20 protein-coding genes are annotated in these 18,644 nt (G+C 64.1%); 9 read left to right on the forward strand and 11 right to left on the reverse strand.

All coding sequences use genetic code 11. The annotated features are described in order from the left end of the window. Positions 1 to 131: 131 nt before the first annotated feature. The 4 genes from VNQ78_RS20400 to VNQ78_RS20415 are packed head-to-tail and all read right to left on the reverse strand — an operon-like array spanning position 132 to position 3,925. Entirely contained in the window at positions 132 to 626 is a 495-nt protein-coding gene (locus tag VNQ78_RS20400; protein WP_325693554.1) for a hypothetical protein, read from the reverse strand. 2 nt (positions 627 to 628) lie between these two features. Further along, positions 629 to 1,159: a hypothetical protein gene (locus tag VNQ78_RS20405; RefSeq protein WP_325693558.1), complete on the reverse strand. Its 531-nt coding sequence runs from the start codon at positions 1,157 to 1,159 to the stop codon at positions 629 to 631. An 18-nt stretch (positions 1,160 to 1,177) separates the two neighbouring features. Further along, on the reverse strand, positions 1,178 to 2,689 hold the full coding sequence (locus VNQ78_RS20410; protein WP_325693561.1) for an ethanolamine ammonia-lyase reactivating factor EutA: 1,512 nt from the start codon (positions 2,687 to 2,689) through the stop codon (positions 1,178 to 1,180). Positions 2,690 to 2,692: 3 nt separating this feature from the next. Then, on the reverse strand, positions 2,693 to 3,925 hold the full coding sequence (locus tag VNQ78_RS20415) for a cupin domain-containing protein (protein WP_325693564.1): 1,233 nt from the start codon (positions 3,923 to 3,925) through the stop codon (positions 2,693 to 2,695). 263 nt (positions 3,926 to 4,188) lie between these two features. On the opposite strand from VNQ78_RS20415, the gene VNQ78_RS20420 reads away from it, so the two are divergent. Then, positions 4,189 to 5,118 carry a LysR family transcriptional regulator gene (locus tag VNQ78_RS20420; RefSeq protein ID WP_325693567.1) on the forward strand — a complete coding sequence of 310 codons (930 nt, stop codon included), beginning with the start codon at positions 4,189 to 4,191 and terminating at the stop codon, positions 5,116 to 5,118. A gap of 1 nt (position 5,119) precedes the next feature. On the opposite strand, the gene VNQ78_RS20425 is transcribed toward VNQ78_RS20420, so the two are convergent. Further along, positions 5,120 to 6,025, reverse strand: a complete 906-nt coding sequence (locus VNQ78_RS20425) for a DMT family transporter (protein WP_325693569.1) — start codon at positions 6,023 to 6,025, stop codon at positions 5,120 to 5,122. A 411-nt stretch (positions 6,026 to 6,436) separates the two neighbouring features. On the opposite strand from VNQ78_RS20425, the gene VNQ78_RS20430 reads away from it, so the two are divergent. The 8 genes from VNQ78_RS20430 to VNQ78_RS20465 all read left to right on the forward strand — a co-directional run bounded on the left by VNQ78_RS20430 (position 6,437) and on the right by VNQ78_RS20465 (position 13,157). Next, complete coding sequence (locus tag VNQ78_RS20430) at positions 6,437 to 8,014, forward strand: ABC transporter substrate-binding protein (RefSeq protein WP_325693571.1); 1,578 nt, start codon at positions 6,437 to 6,439, stop codon at positions 8,012 to 8,014. Then, positions 8,011 to 9,000, forward strand: coding sequence for an ABC transporter permease (locus VNQ78_RS20435; RefSeq protein ID WP_325693574.1), 990 nt, complete (start codon positions 8,011 to 8,013; stop codon positions 8,998 to 9,000). The genes VNQ78_RS20430 and VNQ78_RS20435 overlap by 4 nt, the downstream gene beginning before the upstream one ends. Further along, positions 8,997 to 9,854 carry an ABC transporter permease gene (locus VNQ78_RS20440; RefSeq protein ID WP_325693577.1) on the forward strand — a complete coding sequence of 286 codons (858 nt, stop codon included), beginning with the start codon at positions 8,997 to 8,999 and terminating at the stop codon, positions 9,852 to 9,854. The genes VNQ78_RS20435 and VNQ78_RS20440 overlap by 4 nt, the downstream gene beginning before the upstream one ends. Then, complete coding sequence (locus VNQ78_RS20445) at positions 9,848 to 10,573, forward strand: ATP-binding cassette domain-containing protein (protein WP_325693580.1); 726 nt, start codon at positions 9,848 to 9,850, stop codon at positions 10,571 to 10,573. Before VNQ78_RS20440 ends, VNQ78_RS20445 begins: the two co-directional genes overlap by 7 nt. Next, positions 10,567 to 11,181: an ATP-binding cassette domain-containing protein gene (locus VNQ78_RS20450; RefSeq protein ID WP_325693583.1), complete on the forward strand. Its 615-nt coding sequence runs from the start codon at positions 10,567 to 10,569 to the stop codon at positions 11,179 to 11,181. Before VNQ78_RS20445 ends, VNQ78_RS20450 begins: the two co-directional genes overlap by 7 nt. A 91-nt stretch (positions 11,182 to 11,272) precedes the next feature. Beyond that, positions 11,273 to 11,746 (forward strand): nickel-responsive transcriptional regulator NikR, encoded by a 474-nt coding sequence (gene nikR, locus VNQ78_RS20455; RefSeq protein WP_325693586.1) that lies wholly within the window; start codon positions 11,273 to 11,275, stop codon positions 11,744 to 11,746. A 270-nt stretch (positions 11,747 to 12,016) separates the two neighbouring features. Continuing rightward, positions 12,017 to 12,619, forward strand: coding sequence for a chromate transporter (locus VNQ78_RS20460; protein ID WP_325693589.1), 603 nt, complete (start codon positions 12,017 to 12,019; stop codon positions 12,617 to 12,619). Next, positions 12,612 to 13,157, forward strand: a complete 546-nt coding sequence (locus tag VNQ78_RS20465; protein WP_325693592.1) for a chromate transporter — start codon at positions 12,612 to 12,614, stop codon at positions 13,155 to 13,157. The genes VNQ78_RS20460 and VNQ78_RS20465 overlap by 8 nt, the downstream gene beginning before the upstream one ends. Positions 13,158 to 13,244: 87 nt before the next feature. Here VNQ78_RS20465 and VNQ78_RS20470 read toward each other — a convergent pair whose 3' ends face one another. The 6 genes from VNQ78_RS20470 to VNQ78_RS20495 form a co-directional block, all read right to left on the reverse strand. Continuing rightward, positions 13,245 to 14,222 (reverse strand): tripartite tricarboxylate transporter substrate binding protein, encoded by a 978-nt coding sequence (locus VNQ78_RS20470; RefSeq protein ID WP_325693595.1) that lies wholly within the window; start codon positions 14,220 to 14,222, stop codon positions 13,245 to 13,247. Positions 14,223 to 14,288: 66 nt separating this feature from the next. Next, positions 14,289 to 15,791 carry a tripartite tricarboxylate transporter permease gene (locus VNQ78_RS20475; protein WP_325693598.1) on the reverse strand — a complete coding sequence of 501 codons (1,503 nt, stop codon included), beginning with the start codon at positions 15,789 to 15,791 and terminating at the stop codon, positions 14,289 to 14,291. Between the two features lie 4 nt (positions 15,792 to 15,795). Beyond that, positions 15,796 to 16,257 (reverse strand): tripartite tricarboxylate transporter TctB family protein, encoded by a 462-nt coding sequence (locus VNQ78_RS20480; RefSeq protein ID WP_325693601.1) that lies wholly within the window; start codon positions 16,255 to 16,257, stop codon positions 15,796 to 15,798. 1 nt (position 16,258) lies between these two features. Then, a complete protein-coding gene (locus tag VNQ78_RS20485) occupies positions 16,259 to 16,879 on the reverse strand; it encodes a cupin domain-containing protein (protein WP_325693604.1) in 621 nt (206 codons plus the stop codon). Further along, positions 16,863 to 17,465, reverse strand: a complete 603-nt coding sequence (locus VNQ78_RS20490; RefSeq protein ID WP_325693607.1) for a cupin domain-containing protein — start codon at positions 17,463 to 17,465, stop codon at positions 16,863 to 16,865. Before VNQ78_RS20490 ends, VNQ78_RS20485 begins: the two co-directional genes overlap by 17 nt. A gap of 62 nt (positions 17,466 to 17,527) precedes the next feature. Next, entirely contained in the window at positions 17,528 to 18,511 is a 984-nt protein-coding gene (locus VNQ78_RS20495) for a Bug family tripartite tricarboxylate transporter substrate binding protein (RefSeq protein WP_325693610.1), read from the reverse strand. Positions 18,512 to 18,644: the final 133 nt, after the last annotated feature.

Consider the following 18,644-nt stretch of genomic DNA (forward strand, 5'->3'; position numbering starts at 1 on the left):
TATGTGCATTTTCTCGCACCATCAACACATTGATTTTTATTGTTATTAATTCCGTAAGTTTCTTTATACGGAACGTTGTTCCTGTATAATACTCGATTTTGACCCTCGGTCAACCGCACCCTCGGGGCGGGCTAGCGCAGCAGCGACAGATAGAGCGCGGTCAGGCCCGCGGCGATGAAGGGCAGCGGGATCGAGGCCAGAAAGCGGATTGCGGTGAAACGCAGGCCCATCAGCGGCACCTCGAAAGTCAGGACGCGGTGGATCGCAAAGACCGACCATGCCGTCAGGAAGGTGATGATCTGCACGGTGCCTGCGCCCGCATGGCTCAGCACGACCACCAGCGGGAACGAGATCACCGGCCCCGCCGGGATGACACTGCCCACCAGCATTGCCAGCGCCACCCCGGAAAAGCCGGAATCCGGGCCGATATAGGTCGCAATGGGCACCGACTCGAGCAACCGGGCGGCGAAGCCCGCCGTCATGATCGCCACGGCGATGCGCGGCAAAAGCCCCAGTGACCGCCATCCCGCCCCCTTGGCGACCGCGGCGAAAGCCGCCGCCCCGTCCCGCCGCCACAGCAAATAGCCGAGAATTGCCGCCAGCAGCCAGAGCGCCGCCAATACCATGTTCAGCCCTCCGACCCGTCGGGATATGCCGGCGATGGCGGTGGCATGAACCGCATGAGAAGGCCCGCGATCACCCCCAGCGGCAGCGACACCAGAAAGCGCAGGGCGGCGAACTCGACGCCCATCAACGGCACTTCCCACAGGAACACGCGCTGGAGACCCAGCGTGCTCCAGGCAGTGACATAGGCCACCAGCGCCGGGGCGCCGGTGCCGCAATCGCGCATCATGGTGACGATGGGGAAGGAGGTCATCGGCCCGCCCGGCGTGACCGCCCCCGCCACGGTGGCGACGGCAAGACCCTTGACGCCGCTTTCCTCGCCCATCATCCGGGCGAAGAAACCGGGAGGCAGCAGGGCCTGGACGAAGCCCGCAATCAACATCGCCGCGCCCAGACGCGGCAGGACGAAGCCGATCAGATCCAGATCGCTTTCGAGCGAGTCCAGAAAGACATCGGGGCCGAACAGCAGATAGCAGCCCAGCCCGGTCCCGACCGCCATCAGGGTGAAGACAATCAAGGCCCAGTCCAGTTTCATCGCCGCCCCTTCCCCGCCCTACGGATTGTCCAGCGCCGTCCTTCCCAATCCCTGATCAGGGAAGATCAGCGACTTCACCACCACCGGCACTGCGCCGGAGGTCTCAAGGATCGCGCCGATGTCGATAAAGTCGAACTCGTCAAGCTCGATTCCGTCGATCGAGGCGACCTGCTTCAGGCCCAGCGTCTCGACGCAATGCATCCCGACAAGGCCGCCGATATCGGTATTGGCAACCAGGATCACCGGATGACCCTTTTCCAGATGCGCCGACAGGCCCATCTGCACGCCCCGGCAGAACCCGTCCAGCCGGTGATAGGTCGCCGAGCCCGCCCAGTCATAGAATAGCGCGACCGGGCTGTCGCCCCCGTCCAGATCCAGACGCAGCAGCGCGGCGCGCACGGCGGCGGCAATCTCCTCGGGGTCGATTTCCGGGCCCAGCTTGATGTCGGGCTTGATCACCGGGACATTGCGCATCGGCAGCAGGTTGATCGGCTCGACAAAGATCGTCGAGCCACTGACCTGCACCGTGTATTGCGACGCCCCGACGACCGTGGCGCGAATGCCCTGCTCGGGCTCGTCGATCTTGACCGGAAGCGCCGCAAGACGCCTGTGCAGCTCTTCGGCCAGCAGATGGCCAAGATCTCCGTATGTGCCACTGGCGCGGCCATAGAAGAACTCGGACACCCCGCCCGAAATGGTGATCACATCGGGTTGCAGACCGGAAGGCAGCGCGGGCAGACGATGCAGCGCCCCCGTATTCGCGCCACCGGCCACGGCATCCATCAGCGCGTCGACCAGCTTCTTCACGATCAGCCGCGCGTCGGCCTCGGTCAGATCGCGGCCAAGTGCGACCTCGATCCCGGCTTGCCCCGCGAAGTGCTTCCCGGCTTCCTCGATGCGGACCAACCGGCCTGCCGCGTCGGTCGCCAGAACCCGCGCGCCCACGTCCAGCGCGGTGACATGGCGCACCGCGCCCCCTTCGCAATAGGCGAGTTTCGAGGTGCCGCCACCGATGTCGATGTTCAGCACTTTCTGCCCGCCCTCGCGCGAGGAACGCGTCACCGCCCCCGAGCCAAAGGCCGCAAGCGTGGTTTCCAGCCCGTCGCCGGCACTGACCACCACGAACTTGCCGCCCTGCGCCGCGAACAGCTCGCCAATGGCGCGCGCATTGCGCCGCCGCACCGCAACCCCGGTCAGGATCAGCGCCCCGGTATCGATCTGGTCGGGCTGCAATCCCGCCTGCGCATATTGCGCCGCGATGAATTCGCCCAGGGCTTCTGCATCAATGTCGTCATCGGCGCTGTAGGGCGTCAACAACACGCTCGATTCATGCAGAAGCGTCCGTTCCACCACCATATAGCGGGTATCCAGACGCTCCAGCACGATCTTCGAGAATACCAGATGCGAGGTCGCCGAGCCGATGTCGATGCCAACGCTGGTCAGCTCGATCTCGTCCTCGGCCTCCATGCTGCGGCCGATATTCGAGAAGAATATCCGGCCGCCCTGCTCTTCGGTTGCGAGGTCCGACATGCCTCAGACGACCGTGGACTTCTTCGTGGTGGTGTCCTCGGGCTTTTCATACCACTCGGGCTTCATCCGCAGATCCACGCCGTTGCGCTGAAGATGCGCCTCGTATTCCTTGCGGATATAGGGGTCTTCCATCCAGTAGGGGATGGCGGTGCCGCCCTCGTTCACGTCGATCGCGGTATAGTCGGTATGCTTCTGCCCCGGCGCACCCGGATCGCGGCCCGGGTTGTGGGGACCGAACCAGGCCATCAGGCGGAATGGCTCTTTCGAGACCGAGAAATGCTGGTGATACCACTGCGCGCCACCCGGCGCTGCGGTGACCATGCCGAACTTGCCATAGTCCAGACGGCGCACCTTGTCGGCATGGCCGTCTTTCCACGGGTTCACGCCATATTTCTCGGGCCAGGTATAAGTATAGCCCTCGCCCTGCAGGCAGATCAGGATCGCGGCCGAGGTATGGGCATGCGCCTTGGAATAGCGGCCGTTCTCGTGCTGGCCGAACCAGAAATAGAAGCTGTTATTGGTCATGAACGGCTCGACCCGGCGATAGCCCGGCGAGCGGCGGTTATCCAGCGGCAGGTCGCAATGGACCGCGTCCGGGATGAAGTTCGTGCGGCGCATCGCCAGACCGCGGACGGGATCGGGCTCGATCTCTTCGCGATACTTGTAGAAGTTCTCGTCGGACGAGAAACGATCATGGAACACGAAGGAGTTCTTGAAGACCGCGTCGAAGTTCTGCAGCGCGTTGATCACCACCGGCGCGGTGGTCCCGCCCAGAAGCAGCGCCGGGCTGTTCGTCGCGTTCACGATCCGGTGCATGGCGTTGAGCGGGATCGAGAACATCGAACCTTCCTGCCATTCGAACTCGTGCTTCTTGTCCTCTTCGCCGTCCAGCCACACCTCGGTCGAACCCCGGCCCTCGACCACGATGTAGATTTCCTCATACATGTGCTTCTCGGGATTGAGCGCGCCCGCGGCCGGAACCTCGACCAGATGGCAGCCCCATTTGGTTTCCGTGCCGTAAAGCTGGATATAGGTGCCGCGCCCGCCGGTGCGCGCCCAGGGCTTCAGCGGCAGGTTCTTGACGTCCGAGATGCCCAGATCGCGGAAGACCGGAATACCCTCTTCCTCCATGAAGAGATCGTAGGGCGTGGGCTGTTTCTGGAACTCGCCGAAACCCGCCTTGCGGTTTCCCGCAGGCTCATGCCAATGCGCTCCATGTTTGGGATCGTCGTGCATCGCGCGCTCCTCCAGTCGCTCTGCGAGCCTTGCATCGAGCAAGGCTAAGGGTTGTTCTTTTATGCGGAATAGTGTTCCTATATCGAACATAGCCCTGTTTTCAGAGGAACGCAACATGCCACACACATGCGCCCGCCCGGGACTGCCTGCGGATTGGACAATCCTTGCAATTCCGCTGAATTGCCGCGAATCTGTATGCAGCAAGACCGTTCTGGCAAGGCCCGCCAAGGGCAGGCAGGCCAGCAGAACGCGTGAGGCATGAGATGAAGCTAAGGCAGCTTAGATTCTTCGTCAAAGTCGTCGAAACCGGCAACATCACCCGCGCGGCCGATCAACTGAACGTGGCTCAGACCGCGATCGGGGTGCAGATGCGCAACCTTGAGGAGGATCTGCGCGTCAAGCTGCTTGAACGCCATTCGCGGGGCGTCAGGCCCACCCTTGCGGGGACGCAGCTTTATGAGCGCGCGGTGCAGATCCTGCGCCAGATCGAGGAGACGCAGCGCGAGATTCGCGCCTTCGCCAGCGAGAAATCCCCGATCCGGTTCGGAGCCACGCCCAGCGTCCTGAAGATGATCGGGGCCGATCTGATCGTCGTCGCGCGCGAGGTCATGCCCGAAGTCGAGCTGCATGTGATCGAGGAGCTCAGCTTCCTGCTGGTCGATGCACTGAACCGGGGCGATCTGGATTTCGCCCTCGTCTACGACATTCAGGAAACGCCGGGGCTGCGCCGGATCCCGCTATTGCAAGAAGATCTGCTGCATATCTCCGGGCCGGGATTCGGCGAGAAATACGGATTCGGCGAAGAGATCACGCTGAAAAACGCGCTGTCGGGCGATCTGGCGCTGGTCTCGGAACGGGATGTCATCTGGCAGATGGTCTATGACGCCGCCGCCCATCTCTCGATGGAGGTGAACACCAGCTATCGCGTGCAATCGATGCAGGGCATCAAGACCCTGATCCAGCACGGCATCGCGCAAAGCATCATGCCTTACGGCATCGTCGCCGATCAGATCCGCGCCGGAGAGCTGGAGGGACGGCGCCTGATCCGCCCACCCCTCAGCCTGACGCTGTTTCTGGCCTATTCGGAGCAGCGCCACCGCCCGGAAGATGTCGAGCAGATGCAAGTCTTCGTCGAACGGATCATCGGGCTGCTGGCCCACAGGATCGGGCCCTATGCCCATCTGGTGATCTGACCTAGTTCAGCGCGACCAGGATCACCCCCAGCATCGTCACGGCCCCGGCCAGTTGCGTCTGCCAGCCGGGACGGCTTTCGGTGCGGAAGATCACCACCGACAGGAAGGTCGCGATGAAGATCTCGGTCGAGGCGATCATGGTGATCACCGAGATCCGCTCATAGAGCAGCGCCACGAACAGCAGGATCTGGCCCAGCGACATGAAGACCGAGGCCATCACCACCCAACGGTCGAGATTGCGGAACACCCCAAGCACGATTGCGCGCTGACGGGACGAGACGAGCGCCGCCGCCAGCATGAAGACCAGCCCCGCCGCCGCGCTGATCAGCGTGCCGAAGGCGGGAGCGGGCAGGTCGGCCAGTCCCAGTTTGCGGGCGACATAGGCCCCGGCATAGGCAAGCGCCGCCGCCACCCCCCAGAGATAGGCCGTCGGGGCGGGAATCGACTGCGCGGTGCCCCGTCTTGCGCCGTCGCGGATCAGCAGCGCGAAGCCGGACGCGATCACCGCCATCCCCAGCCAGCCGAGCTGAGAGATCGGCTCGGACAGGAACAGCGCGGCGGCCGCGACCGAGAAGAACGGATTGAGCCGCTTCATCGCCGAAGCCCGGGTCGGGCCAAGGCTCTGGATCGAGGTGAAGACGAATTTTCGCCCCAGAACCATGGCGCAGACCCCGGCAAAGACGAACCACGAAAAACCGGACCACCAATGCGCGTGATCGGCGGCCTGTCCCGCCGTCTGCTCTTGCGCCATCCACAGCAGGGCCGAAAAGACCAGCGTGATCAGGACCGAGAAGAAGACGCCGCGATCCCCCTCGCGCACTTCGGAGCGCGCGACAAAGACCACCGAGAAGGCAAAGCAAATCGCCGACAACAGGGCAAGGCATTGCCCCAGGACAGCCTGATCCATGTGATTTTCCGATCCTTGGCGGCCCGCAGGTCTCAATATTCAAGGCCTGCCGGGCGATGGTCCCGCCAGTCCGGGACCGCGACCGAATAACCGGCCCGCGACACCAGATCAAGACACGTGCCACGATCCGCGATTTCCCCTCAACGGGGTTGAGGCGAGGATGCCTTTCATCCAGGCGAAGGCCAGGACATCTTTCAATATATTGTAGATCAATGTTTTATCTCCTTCGACGGCCCCGCCTCCCTCGCCAGAAGCTGACCGGAGGAACGGGTTTTTCTCGTCTTGGCATCTCGCAAAATTTTTTCATTTTTGGAACATCGTTCCTTATTACGGAACATATTGACAGGCACGCAGCCCCGCCGTTAGGGTGTATGAAGAAACGGATCGTTTATCATACTTCAGGACAGCTTCATGCGCAGACTGATCGTGCCTTTCGCCCTTTCCGCATCAGTCCTTGGACTTGCGCAGGCCTTGGCCCAGGAACAGACGCCGCCCCCGCTTGTCTTGGCCGTGGGCGGAGAGCCGGAGACCGGGTTCGATCCGATTCAGGGCTGGGGCCGCTATGGCAATCCGCTGTTTCAGGCGACGCTGCTGAAGCTCGACAGCAACCTGAACCTCGTGGGGGATCTGGCGACCGAATGGGCGCTGTCCGAAGACCGCCTGACCTGGACCGTCACATTGCGGCAGGACGCGAAATTCTCGGACGGGACGCCCCTCACGGCCGAGGACGTGGTCTTTACCTTCAACACGGCCCGTGATGCGGGTGGTCTCGCCGACCTCAAGATCCTGCGCGAGGCGCGCGCCATCGCGCCGGACAAGGTGGAGCTTGAGCTGACGAAGCCGCAGATCACCTTCACCGCACATCTGACCGCGTTGGGAATCGTGCCGAAATCGGGCTATGGCGCGGATTACGCACGCCACCCCGTCGGGGCCGGCCCGTTCCAGATGGTCGAATGGCGCGAGGGTGAGCAACTGATCCTTGCCCCCAATCCCTATTGGCATGGCGGCAAGATCCCGTTTCCGCGCATCACCCTCGTCTTCGGTGACGAGGCGACCAACCTTGCCATGGGCCGCACCGGCGCGGCGCAGGTGGTGTCGGTTCCGCCGAGCGAGGCCGACGCCGCCCCGCAGGGCATGCGCCTGCTGCATGTCGACACAGTCGACAACCGCGGCGTGATGTTCCCCATGGTTCCCGCCGGCCAGTCCACCGCGGATGGCCTGCCCCTTGGCAATGACGTGACCTCGGACAAGGTGATTCGCGTGGCGATCAATCAGGCGCTCGATCGCGACGCGCTGGTGGCGCTGGCAATGAATGGCCATGGTTCGCCGGCGAGGGGGCCGGTGGACAACCTGCCCTGGGACAATCCCGAGGCCGACATCCCGGGCAACAACCTCGACGCGGCGCGGGCCACCCTCGAAGCGGGGGGCTGGATCGACACCAACGGCGATGGCATCCGCGAAAAGGATGGGCGCGAAGCGAAGTTCGACCTCATCTACTTCGCAGGGGATTCACTGCGGCAGGCATTGTCGCTGGGCGTTGCCGAACAGGTGAAGCCCCTTGGAATCGCCATCAAACCGGCCGGCAAGGGCCGCGAGGAGGTGAATGTGCTGAAGCACTCCAATGCGGTGCTTTATGGTTGGGGCGCGCATGATCCGTCGGAGATATACAATCTCTATCATTCCAGCTTCGCGGGCGTGGATTCCTACAATGCAGGTTTCTACGCCAATTCCGCCGTCGATGCCCATTTCGACGCGGCACAGCGTGCGCCGGACTTCGAGGCATCGCTGGCAGAATGGAAAGCCGCGCAATGGGATGGCACTACCGGCTTCGGCTCGCGCGGGGATGCCGCCTGGGCCTGGCTCATCAACCTCGACCATTCCTACTGGGTCAGCGATTGCCTGGACATCGGCCCGGTTCAGATCGAGCCGCATGGCCACGGCTATCCGATCACCCAAGGTCTCCAATCCTGGAAATGGACCTGCCCGTGACGCAGCGGGGTTGGCTCTCCGCGCTGCTGGTTGAGCGGGCGGTCCGCCTGCTCTGGCTGCTGCCCCTAGCAATGGTGGGGCTATTCACGCTGATCTCGCTGGCGCCGGTCGATCCGGTCCAGGCCTATATCGGCGAGCGCATGGCGCTGATCGGCCCCGAGCAGCGCGCCGCCATCGCCGAGACCTGGGGGCTGAACGTCCCCTTGCACGAGCGCTTCCTGAACTGGCTCTCGCATCTGGTGCAGGGCGATCTGGGAAGTTCGATCACCTTCAACGCGCCGGTCCTCGACCTGATCCTGAACCGCGCCGCGGCGTCGCTGCCGCTGATCGGCATGGCCTTCGCGATCTCGTTCCTGCTGGGAACGGGATTGGGGCTGGTGGCGGCGGCCAGCCGGGGGCGCTGGCCGGACCGCTGCATCCGCGCGGTCGCGGTGGTGTTGACGGCGAGCCCCGGCTTCTGGATCGCGATCCTGCTGATCGCGGCCTTCGCGGTGGGCCTCGGCTGGTTGCCGGGCTGCTGCGCGGCGCCGGTCGGGCTGACCGCCGCCGAGGTCGGCGGGGCGGACCGGCTGCGGCACCTGATCCTGCCTGCGGCTGCGGTTTCGGTGGTGGGCATCTCACCCCTGATCCTGCACACCCGCGCCCGGGCGACCGCCTTTCTGGAAGGCCCCGCCGCCGCCCATCTGGCGGCGCATGGCGCGCGCCCCCTGCCGCTGACCTTCCGCTGGGGGCTGCGCCACGCGCTCGGCCCCGCGCTGACCATTCATCTTGCGGGCGCGGGCGAGCTGATCGGCGGCTCGGTCCTGGCCGAGACGGTCTTTGCCTGGCCCGGTCTCGGGCAGGCCGCCGTGCGGGCCGCCACCGGGGCAGACGCGCCGCTGCTCATGGGGATCGCGCTGGCGACGTTGTTGCTGGTCTTCACCGGCAACCTTCTGGCCGATATCGCCGCCCATCTTCTTGACCCTCGCCTGAGGAGGCCGGAATGACCGACATTTCCCTTGCCGCACCGCAATTTGCACGGCTTTCTCCGGTTCGCCGCAGCCTGACCTTTCGCGCCGGGCTGGTGCTGGTCATGCTGGCAGCGATCATCCTCGGCGCCGCAGCCCTGCCCCAGAGCGGCGCGGCGGTCGACCATCTGACGCGCAACCTCTCGCCCTCGGCCGCCCATCCGTTCGGGACTGACCATCTGGGCCGCGACATGGCCTGGCGCACGCTGAAGGCGCTGTCGCTCTCGGTCCGGGTCGGGCTGATGGCGGCGGTGATCTCGACCCTGGCCGCGGTGCTTCTGGGCCTCGCCGCAGCCAGCAGCCGCCGCGCCGACCGGCTGGTCGGCATCGCCACCGAGCTGGCGCTCGGCCTGCCGCATTTCGTGCTGGTCATGCTGGTTGCCTATGCCATGGGCGGCGGGATGGCGGGGGTGATCGTGGGGGTCGGCCTGACCCATTGGCCGCGCCTCGCCCGCATCCTGCGCCACGAGGCGCGAACCATCGCCGCCTCGGACTATGTCGCAGTGTCGCGGGGGCTGGGGCGCAGCCGGGGCTGGATCGCGCGCCATCACCTCGCCCCGCATCTGCTGCCGCAGATCGTGGCGGGCTTCGTGCTGATCTTTCCCCATGCCATCCTGCATGAGGCCGGCCTCTCGTTCATCGGGTTGGGGATCGAGCCGCATCTGCCCTCGATCGGGGTGATCCTGTCGGAATCCCTGCGCGCCATCATGGCGGGCCAGTGGTGGGTGGCATTTTTCCCCGGTGCGTCGCTGATGCTGGTGGCGGTGGCCTTCGAGGCCTTCGGCGAGGCACTTCGCCGCGCGGCCGACCCGGTCGAGGGCATCGCATGCTGACGATCGAGGCCCTTTCGGTCAGCTTTCGCGGCCATGATGGCGGCCTGACCCGACCGCTCGAGGGCATCACCCTCGCCGTGCCACCGGGCGAGGTCACGGGCCTTGTCGGAGGGTCAGGAGCCGGCAAGAGCCTTGTGGCCGAGGCGCTGATGGGCCGCCTGCCCCGCAACGCGGAACTGTCGGGCCGCATCCGCATCGACGCCGCGCACCCCGCGCGGGGGCGCATCGCCCTTGCGCCGCAGGCCGTGGACGCGCTGGACCCGCTGGCGCGCTGCGGCAGGCAGGTGGACCGCTTCGCCCGCCTTGCCGGGCGCGAGGCCGATGCGCCGGGCCTTTTCGCAGCACTCGGCCTGCCCGCAGCGGCGCTTGACGCCTATCCGCATGAGCTGTCGGGCGGTATGGCCAAGCGGGTGCTGATCGCCACCGCGCTGGCGACGGGCGCCGACTATCTGATCGCGGACGAGCCGACACTGGGCCTCGATCCGGCCAATGCCGACCGGATCATGCAGCTCCTCGCCGGACTTGCCGCCGAAGGACGGGGCGTCCTGCTGATCAGCCATGACCTGCCCCGGCTGGTGGCGATCGCCCGCCGCGTCACCATCCTGCGCGAGGGCCGGCCGATCGAAACCGCCGAGGCCAGCGCCTTTGGCAGCGACGGCCTCTGCCACCCCTTCTCGCGCGATCTCTGGGCCGCGCAATTCTGGAGCGCGCCATGCTGATCGCCGAGAATATCCGCCACGCATTCCAGAACCGCAGGGTGCTGGACGATGTCTCGCTGCGGCTCGCACCGGGCGAGGTTCTGGGCCTTGGCGGGGCGTCCGGCGTTGGCAAATCCACGCTTGGCCGCATTCTTGCCGGGCAGATCCGCCCCGATGCGGGCCATGTCATCTGGGACCGGCCGGGCGCGCGCGCGGTCCAGCATGTCCCGCAATCGCCCGAGCTGGCGGTCGATCCGCGATGGACCGTGGCCCGCGTGCTGGAAAACGGCGCACCGAGCGATCCCGCCGTGCTGGCGGCGCTTGGCATCCGCTCCGCATGGCTCGCGCGCCGCCCGGGTGAGCTTTCGGGGGGCGAGCTGGCCCGTGTTTCACTGGCGCGTTTCTTCCTGCCCTCGACCCGGGTACTGATCTGCGACGAGATCACCGCCCAGCTCGACGCGCTGACCGCGCTGGATCTGTGGCGCGCGCTGCTGGCGCTGGTCCACAGCCGCGGGATGTCGCTGATCGTGATCAGCCATGACGATGCGCTGCGGGGCGCGATCTGCGGCAGGCAGCTGCGGCTGGCCGAAGGACGGTTGCAACCCCTCACCGGGAATGCGGCCGCGTAATGATCCGTGGCGGCATGAGGTTGGTGATGCAATCCGTGCCATTCCTGTCTAACCTCGGTCCGTGCGGCAGCGACGGCGAGGCAGTTGAGAAATGATACGAACCACGATCACGATGGACGCCGGGCTCACGAGCGAGCTTGACGCCTATATCGAGCGCACGGGCGCCTCCAGCCGTTCAGAGGCGATCCGCGATCTGGTGCGCCGGGGCCTGAACACGGTGCCCGAGGAACATGAAGATTCCTCGTGTGTCGGCGTCATCTCCTACACGATCGACCAGACCATGCCGGGACTGGCCAAGATGCTTCGCATGAGCCGGCTCGACCGCCATGACGAGCTGATCTTTTCCGCAAGCGTTCCGGTCGATCACCGCTACACCATAGATTTCGCCGTCATGAAGGGCACGTTCAGGCAGGTGAACGACTTTGCCCAGGCCCTGTTTCTGGAACGCGGGATCCGGCATGGTGCGGTCGCCCTCACACCGGTCGAGGCGGCGCTGCAACATCACGACCACGGCGACGGGCAGCCGCGAACCCATGTCCATATGCATGTGCAGGAGAGTTTCTAGGCCGGGAAATCCCTGACCCGGTTCTCGCTGCGGATAGACTCCGCGATCCTTATCCCATTCTCATCCCCCGCCCCCGCCGCGATCCCGACAGGCCTCCCAAAGCCGGTCGGGAACAGCGGCCCGATGCCCTCTCTCCCCTCTCGCGCACCGGAATTTCGATTGCGGGAAAAACCCGCGCCTGATATTTTATTGGAACTATGTTCCTTTATAAGGAACATTATATCACAATAAGTATCTGAATAAAAACACATCATCGGAAGGTGGCTGCGAATGACAGACATGGATGCCTCGGATGCAAGTGACCCGCCTATTAAGACACGCGCGCAATATGTGCCTCTGAACCATATCCTGCTGTCCTTCCTCAAGCTCGGCTCGACCTCCTTCGGGGGAGGGTCGGTCGGCTGGATCAACCGTGAGGTCGTGGACCGGCGCGGCTGGATCAGCGAGGAGAAGTTCATGCAGATCCTCACGGTCGCGCTGGCTATGCCGGGCGCCAATCCGGTGAACCTCGCCGTCTATGTCGGCCTGCAATTGCGAGGCTATCTGGGCGCTGCGGTCGCGGCCTTCGGCATGATCGCGCCGCCCTTCGTCATCATCCTCTTGTTCAGCATCACCTATAGCCGGATCGCGTCCTATCCCCATGCACAGGCCGTTCTGGGCGGACTCGCCTGCGTGGGCCTGTCGGCGATGATGCTGACCGGGATCAAAAGCGCCAGCCGGATCCGAAAGAACATCCCCGGCATCGCGATCGCGGCGGGGACGTTCGTGGCGGTGGCCCTGCTGCGGCTGCCGATGATCGAGGTGGTGCTGGTCGTCGTGCCCCTCAGCGTGGGTCTGTGCTGGTGGCAGGAAAGGGCGAAACGTCATGGATGACATGGGCAAGATCATCAGCCTGGTCCTGATCTGCGTGCCGCTTTCGCTCATGTCCTTCGGGGGCGGGCAGACCATCCATGCCGGCCTGCAGCAGCAGACGGTCGAGGTCCAGCACTGGCTGACATCGCGCGAGTTCACCGATCTTTTCGCCATCTCGAAAACCGCGCCGGGGCCGGCCACGCTGATCGTGGCGCTGATCGGCTGGCATATCGCCGGGATCTGGGGGGCGCTTGCCGGCACCGTCGCGATCTTCCTGCCCTCGTCCCTGCTGATTTGCGGCGTCGGGCAGATCTGGCAGCGGCATCACGGCTCGATCTGGAGCAATGCGCTGGAAAAGGGCCTGATGCCGGTGGCGGTCGGCCTGATCCTTGCCGGCGCGGTCGGGGTTGCCCGCATCGCGGATCTGGGGATCGCCGACGGGGTCGCCATCGCAGCGACCATGGCGATCCTGCGCTATACCTCGCTTGGCCCCTATCCCATTCTTGCAGCGGTCGGAGGGCTGTACTTCCTGGCCGACCTTGCGGGGGTGGCGACCTAGCGGCGCGGCGCCCTCGCATAGCAAAAAGCCGCGACCACTTTCAGGTGGTCGCGGCCCTTGGGTAGCAGGCAGAAAACTGCGCGTGGCTTACTGGATTTGCGCGCCCGACCCCTTGGCGACCGGGCCCCAGCGATCGATCTCCTCCTTGAAGAAGCCCGTAGCCTCGTCGAGGGTCATCGGCTTGAACGTGATCGAATCCTGCTCGAGCTTCGCCTTGATCGCGTCGGTTTGCAGATATTCGGTGACGGTCTCGTTGATCTTCAGGGCGATGTCATCGGGCAGGTCTTTCGGCCCGGACAGGCCGAACCAGGTGGTTGCGACCAGATCGGGATAACCGGATTCCGCAAAGGTCGGGATGTCGGGGAATGCCTGAACGCGCTCGGCCGAGGTCACGGCCAGCGGCACGAAGTTTCCAGCCTCGATCTGGGGCGCGGCGCTCGACAGCGTGACCGAACCGACCTGAATCACGCCCGACATGATGTCGGCAATCGTCGCGCCCGCGCCGCGATAGGGGATATGCTCCATCTCGACCCCGGCCAATGTCTTGAAATACTCGCCGACAAGATGCCCCTGCGACCCCGCCCCCGGCGAGGCATAGGACACCGGTTCGTCGGTGGTCTTGAGCAATTCGACGAACTCGGCCAGCGTCTTGACGCCCAAGGACGGGTTCACCACCAGCACCGAGGGCGGCCCGCCAAAGACGACGATATGCCGGAAATCGTTCAGCGGATCGAAATCCACCGTCGCATTGATCGCGGGCGAGATCGCATGCGAGCCGACGCCCGACACCACCAGGGAATAACCGTCCGGCTTGCTTGCGGCGACGGTCGATGAGCCGACCGTGCCGGCGGCGCCGGGCCGGTTCTCGACGTTGAACTGCTGGCCCAGCTTTTCGGTCAGACCTTGCGCTGCGATCCGGCCAAGCGTGTCGCTGGTGCCGCCCGGCGCATAGGGGACGATGATCTGCACCGGCTTGGTCGGCCAGTCGCTTTTAGCCGAGGCGATGGCGGGCATCAGGCCCGCCGCGAGGCCCGCAGCCCACGCAAGTTTAGTCCAATTTTTCATTCTCTCTCTCCCATAATGTTCAGAAGACCGGTTCCCTCCAGCGGTCATGTCCCGCTGGCAGGCGTCTCAGTCCTCTTCGAAGATGACTTCCCGGCGCTTGCGGAAACTGGGCAGCAGCACGAAGCCAAGCAGCGCCAGCGCGACCAGCAACATCCCAAGGCTCAGCGGGCGTTCCACGAAGACCGCCGGATCCCCGCGCGATATCAGCATCGCCCGGCGCAGGTTGTCCTCGAGCATCGGCGACAGCACGAAGGCCAACACCAATGGCGTGGTGTCGCAGCGCCATCTTTGCAGGCAATATCCAAGCAGGCCGAACAGCGCGACCAGCATCACGTCGAAATAGCTGTTCCGCAGGCTGTAGACCCCGACGCAGGAAAAGATCAGGATCGCGGGATAGAAGATCCGGTAGGGGATGCGCAGCATTCGCACCCAGATCCCGACCAGCGGCAGGTTGATGATGACCAGCATCAGGTTGCCGACCCACATCGAGACGATCAGCCCCCAGAACAGTTCGGGGCGCGAGTTCAGCACATGCGGTCCCGGCTGGATGCCCTGGATGGTCAGTGCCCCGGCCATCACCGCCATCACCGCCGTCGACGGAATGCCCAGCGTCAGCAGCGGGATGAACGAGGTTTGGGCGCTGGCATTGTTCGCAGCCTCGGGCGAGGCCACACCCTCGATCGCACCCTTGCCGAATTCCTCGGGGTTGCGCGACAGACGCTTTTCCAGCGTGTAGGAGGCAAAGGCCGACAGAAGCGAGCCGCCGCCCGGGATCAGCCCGAAAACCGAGCCGACTGCGGTGCCGCGCAGCACCGCGCCGCGTGCGCGCAGGAACTCCTCGCGCGAGGGCCAGAGGCGGGAGATCTTGGCGCCAAGCACGCCGCGATCCTCGGGCCATTCGATGTTGCGGATGATCTCGGGGATTGCGTAAAGGCCGACGACCAGCGGCACGAAGTCGATGCCGTCCGCCAGATAGGAAATGCCCAGCGTCATGCGCGGCGCGCCGGTATCGACATCCGTGCCGACTGCACCCAGCAGCAACCCGACCATCAGCATGGCCAGCGCCTTGATCAGGCGACCCTGCGACATGGCGATGGCCGCAATCAGCCCCAATACCATCAGCGAGAAATACTCGGCCGGACCGAAAAGGAGGGCTGCTGCCGAAAGCGGCGGCGCCAGTAGGGCGATGATCAGCGTGGCGACGGTGCCCGCAAAGAACGATCCCAGTGCCGCGACTGCCAGAGCCGAACCCGCGCGCCCCTTCCGCGCCATCTGGTAGCCGTCGATACAGGTCACGACCGAAGCCGCCTCGCCGGGCAGGTTGACCAGGATCGCGGTGGTCGAGCCGCCATATTGCGCGCCGTAGAAGATCCCCGCCAGCATGATGATCGACGAGGTCGGATCCAGATACAGCGTCACCGGCAGCAGGATCGAGATGGTGGCGATCGGACCGATCCCCGGCAGAACCCCGATCAGCGTGCCGATCAGCGTGCCGACAAGGCAATAGAACAGGTTGGCGGGGCTTAGTGCGACCGAAAAGCCGGTGGCGAGATTGTGTAGAATATCCATAAGCTTATCCAAATTCCGGTCCGAACTGCATCGGGAGTCCCAAGGCAGTGACGAACAGGACATAGGTCAGGACGGCCAACCCTGCCCCAACGGCAAGGATTTCCCAGCGTCGCGTCTCGGACGAGGCGAGGCCGGCGGCCAGAACGCAGAACAGCACCGTCAGCGGCAGTCCCAGCGTGTCGATCAGCGCCGCGAAGATCAGCGGCACCACCAGCACGAAGACCAGCGGGCGGAGCACGGTTTTCTGAACACGCTCGCCGTTTCCAAACAGCGATTGCACGATCAGGATTCCGCCGAAGCCGAGCAGCAGGAAGCTGAGCAGGCGCGGGACATATCCCCCGCCCATCCGCATTGCCGTGCCGACAGGCAGCGCAGATGAGGCGACAAAGCCGGCGATACCCAGAAGGATCAGGAAGATCGCGGTGGCGAAATCCTGTCGATTGACGTTTATCCGATGCCCGTTCACGTTACCGACCGCCCCGCAGATAGTCCCGAATATTCTCGCTGGTCAGGACGACGGCGGGATCATATTCCGGCGCGTTCTCGATCTGCTCCAGGTCATTGAGGCCGGAATGTTTGAAAATCCGGTTGATCGCCGAAATAAGGCGGACCGGACGGGCCGGATCGGCGTTGAAATGCTGATGGATGGTATTTGGCGGGATATAGATCACATCCCCCGCCTGCCATTCGAAGCGCTGGATTTCATCCTGCGGCTTCCAGGAAAACTTGTCGGTGATCTCGACATCGCAATCCTGATGCAGGTCATAACCATGGCCTTCCAGGACATAGAGGCATTCTTCCGCCAAATGCCGATGCTTGCCCGAATGACTGCCAGGAGGAATGATCTGCATATAGGCATCGACCGTTTCCATCCGCGTATTCATCTGCTCGTTGATCAGATGCTTGAGCAAACCCTGCCGCGACATTTCCCACGGCATTTCATCCGGGCGCACGATCTTCTTGCGCAGCGCGTTACGGGCCGGCGCCTCGGCGGCATTGTCGAGCAGGGCCTGATAAAGCGGCCGGTTCTCTTCGCCGGCAATCCAGCGCGTATTCTCTCCCCAGGCCATCTCAGTATCCTGCCCCATGGTTGTAATCTTCTTCTTCCTCGCGAACGACGAAATCCTCGCCCCCGGGAGCCGGCTCGGTGTCGCGCGGTTCGACCATCTTCTGGAACAGCATGTTCATGAACAGATACATGGGCTTGGTCTTGATCACCAAAGCGCGCGCCGGTTGCGTATCCGAGGCGTTGAAATGCTGATGCACGCAGTTGTTGTGCACGATCGCGATGTCGCCAGCAGTCCAGTCATAGCGGACGTTGTCATGGATCTCGTAGCCATCTCCGTCGAGGATGTAGAAGGCAGCCTCGTTGACATGGCCGTGCTTCTGGCTTTTTCCGCCGGGCCCATATTCCTCAAGATGCAGGTGGAAGGTCTGGGTGATCCCGTTCTCGGGCTCGACATAATGGCGGCTGTAAGCCTGCGGACCATCAACGAACTTGATATCGCTTGCTCTGCGCACGCGCGGCGCGGCGCGCAGACGCTTCAGTTCCTCGCTCAGATTATATGCGCCCTCGATGCCTCGCAGAAACACGCGGTCTTTTTTTGAATGATAATAGCCCGCCGGGCCCTCCTCGACTTCCTCGGGATGGTTATGTGGATAGTTATCGTGCATTGAGCTTCTCCAAAAAACTCGCCGATCTCGGCTTTTCCGGGCATGTTCATTGCCGGCGGCTTTTACGGCCTGGTCACGGCCCCTTTCAGAATTTCGACCATCTCCGGGGTCTGATCGAGCGCGCCGATGACCGCATTCTGGACATCGGTTCCGACCAGAGGCTCTACGGGCTGCTTCATCGCCGCGGCTTTCTTCATGAATTCCGGGTCGCTGGTCGCGGCGCGATAGGCGTCGCGCAGTGCCTCCAGCCGGTCCTCGGGGATGCCTGCCGGACCGGCGGTCATTCGCGCGATTTCGGCCTGCGTTGCCGCCAGCGCAATCGCCTGACCTGCCGCGTCATCGGCAAGATCGGCCAGCTGCGGCGTGTCGGTCTGCGTGCCGCCGATCTGAGCGATGAACTTGCCGTTGCCATCCGCGACAAACTGCTCGAAGGACGAGCGCGAGCCGATCACCCCGGCCACCTCGCCGCGACGCATCGCAAGCTGGTCCTCGTTGCCGTTATACCCGGTGACAAGCTCGATCGGCAGATCAAGCGTTTCGATCAGCATTGTCGACTCGAACACGCAGCTGATGCCGCAGGTGGCGAACTTGACCGGCGCAGGCAGGCTTGCCAGACCCTCGAAGCTGTCGATGCCAGACTTTGCCGAGACGATGATGGCCCGCGGATCGGCTGCCACTTTCCCGATATAGCTCATCTCGTTCAGATCGAACTTGATGGCCGCATCGTCGATCAGCTGATTGTAGATCAGGCCGGTATTGAACGTGCCGATGGTCAGCCCGTCGGGCTTCGATGCCGCAAGGAAGTTGGTGCCAAGGATTTGCCCGGCGCCCGGCATGTTGCGGACAACGAAGGTCGAACCCGGCAGATATTTTTCCATGAACTCGGCCACCAGGCGGCCGTTCGTGTCATAGCCACCGCCCGGATCCGTAGGGACGATGTAGCTGACGGTCTTGCCCTTGAAGAACTCGGCGCCCGATTGCGCCGACGCGCCTCCGGCGGTCAGGGCGACAATGAACGCCGCTCCAAATGCCCAGCTTGCTCGCATTCCTTTTTCCTCCCTTGCCACCCCGAAGTGTCGGCGCGGGCTATTTCTGGCCAGCCCAAACCATGTCATCGTCAAGGTGAAGAACCCGCGCCGCCTCCTCACAGCTCAGGTCGTCGAACCGGGTTTCCAGCAA

Source organism: Paracoccus sp. (in: a-proteobacteria), assembly GCF_035556475.1.
Lineage (GTDB): Bacteria > Pseudomonadota > Alphaproteobacteria > Rhodobacterales > Rhodobacteraceae > Paracoccus.

Bases quoted from the DNA above. Each gene is read 5' to 3' on its own strand.
- VNQ78_RS20445 (WP_325693580.1), top strand. From the start codon at position 9,848: ATGCTGACGATCGAGGCCCTTTCGGTCAGCTTTCGCGGCCATGATGGC.
- VNQ78_RS20470 (WP_325693595.1), bottom strand. From the start codon at position 14,222: ATGAAAAATTGGACTAAACTTGCGTGGGCTGCGGGCCTCGCGGCGGGC.
- VNQ78_RS20460 (WP_325693589.1), top strand. From the start codon at position 12,017: ATGACAGACATGGATGCCTCGGATGCAAGTGACCCGCCTATTAAGACA.
- VNQ78_RS20400 (WP_325693554.1), bottom strand. From the start codon at position 626: ATGGTATTGGCGGCGCTCTGGCTGCTGGCGGCAATTCTCGGCTATTTG.
- VNQ78_RS20410 (WP_325693561.1), bottom strand. From the start codon at position 2,689: ATGTCGGACCTCGCAACCGAAGAGCAGGGCGGCCGGATATTCTTCTCG.
- VNQ78_RS20475 (WP_325693598.1), bottom strand. From the start codon at position 15,791: ATGGATATTCTACACAATCTCGCCACCGGCTTTTCGGTCGCACTAAGC.
- VNQ78_RS20495 (WP_325693610.1), bottom strand. From the start codon at position 18,511: ATGCGAGCAAGCTGGGCATTTGGAGCGGCGTTCATTGTCGCCCTGACC.
- VNQ78_RS20430 (WP_325693571.1), top strand. From the start codon at position 6,437: ATGCGCAGACTGATCGTGCCTTTCGCCCTTTCCGCATCAGTCCTTGGA.
- VNQ78_RS20420 (WP_325693567.1), top strand. From the start codon at position 4,189: ATGAAGCTAAGGCAGCTTAGATTCTTCGTCAAAGTCGTCGAAACCGGC.
- VNQ78_RS20485 (WP_325693604.1), bottom strand. From the start codon at position 16,879: ATGGGGCAGGATACTGAGATGGCCTGGGGAGAGAATACGCGCTGGATT.
- nikR (WP_325693586.1), top strand. From the start codon at position 11,273: ATGATACGAACCACGATCACGATGGACGCCGGGCTCACGAGCGAGCTT.
- VNQ78_RS20450 (WP_325693583.1), top strand. From the start codon at position 10,567: ATGCTGATCGCCGAGAATATCCGCCACGCATTCCAGAACCGCAGGGTG.
- VNQ78_RS20425 (WP_325693569.1), bottom strand. From the start codon at position 6,025: ATGGATCAGGCTGTCCTGGGGCAATGCCTTGCCCTGTTGTCGGCGATT.
- VNQ78_RS20465 (WP_325693592.1), top strand. From the start codon at position 12,612: ATGGATGACATGGGCAAGATCATCAGCCTGGTCCTGATCTGCGTGCCG.
- VNQ78_RS20440 (WP_325693577.1), top strand. From the start codon at position 8,997: ATGACCGACATTTCCCTTGCCGCACCGCAATTTGCACGGCTTTCTCCG.
- VNQ78_RS20490 (WP_325693607.1), bottom strand. From the start codon at position 17,465: ATGCACGATAACTATCCACATAACCATCCCGAGGAAGTCGAGGAGGGC.
- VNQ78_RS20405 (WP_325693558.1), bottom strand. From the start codon at position 1,159: ATGAAACTGGACTGGGCCTTGATTGTCTTCACCCTGATGGCGGTCGGG.
- VNQ78_RS20415 (WP_325693564.1), bottom strand. From the start codon at position 3,925: ATGCACGACGATCCCAAACATGGAGCGCATTGGCATGAGCCTGCGGGA.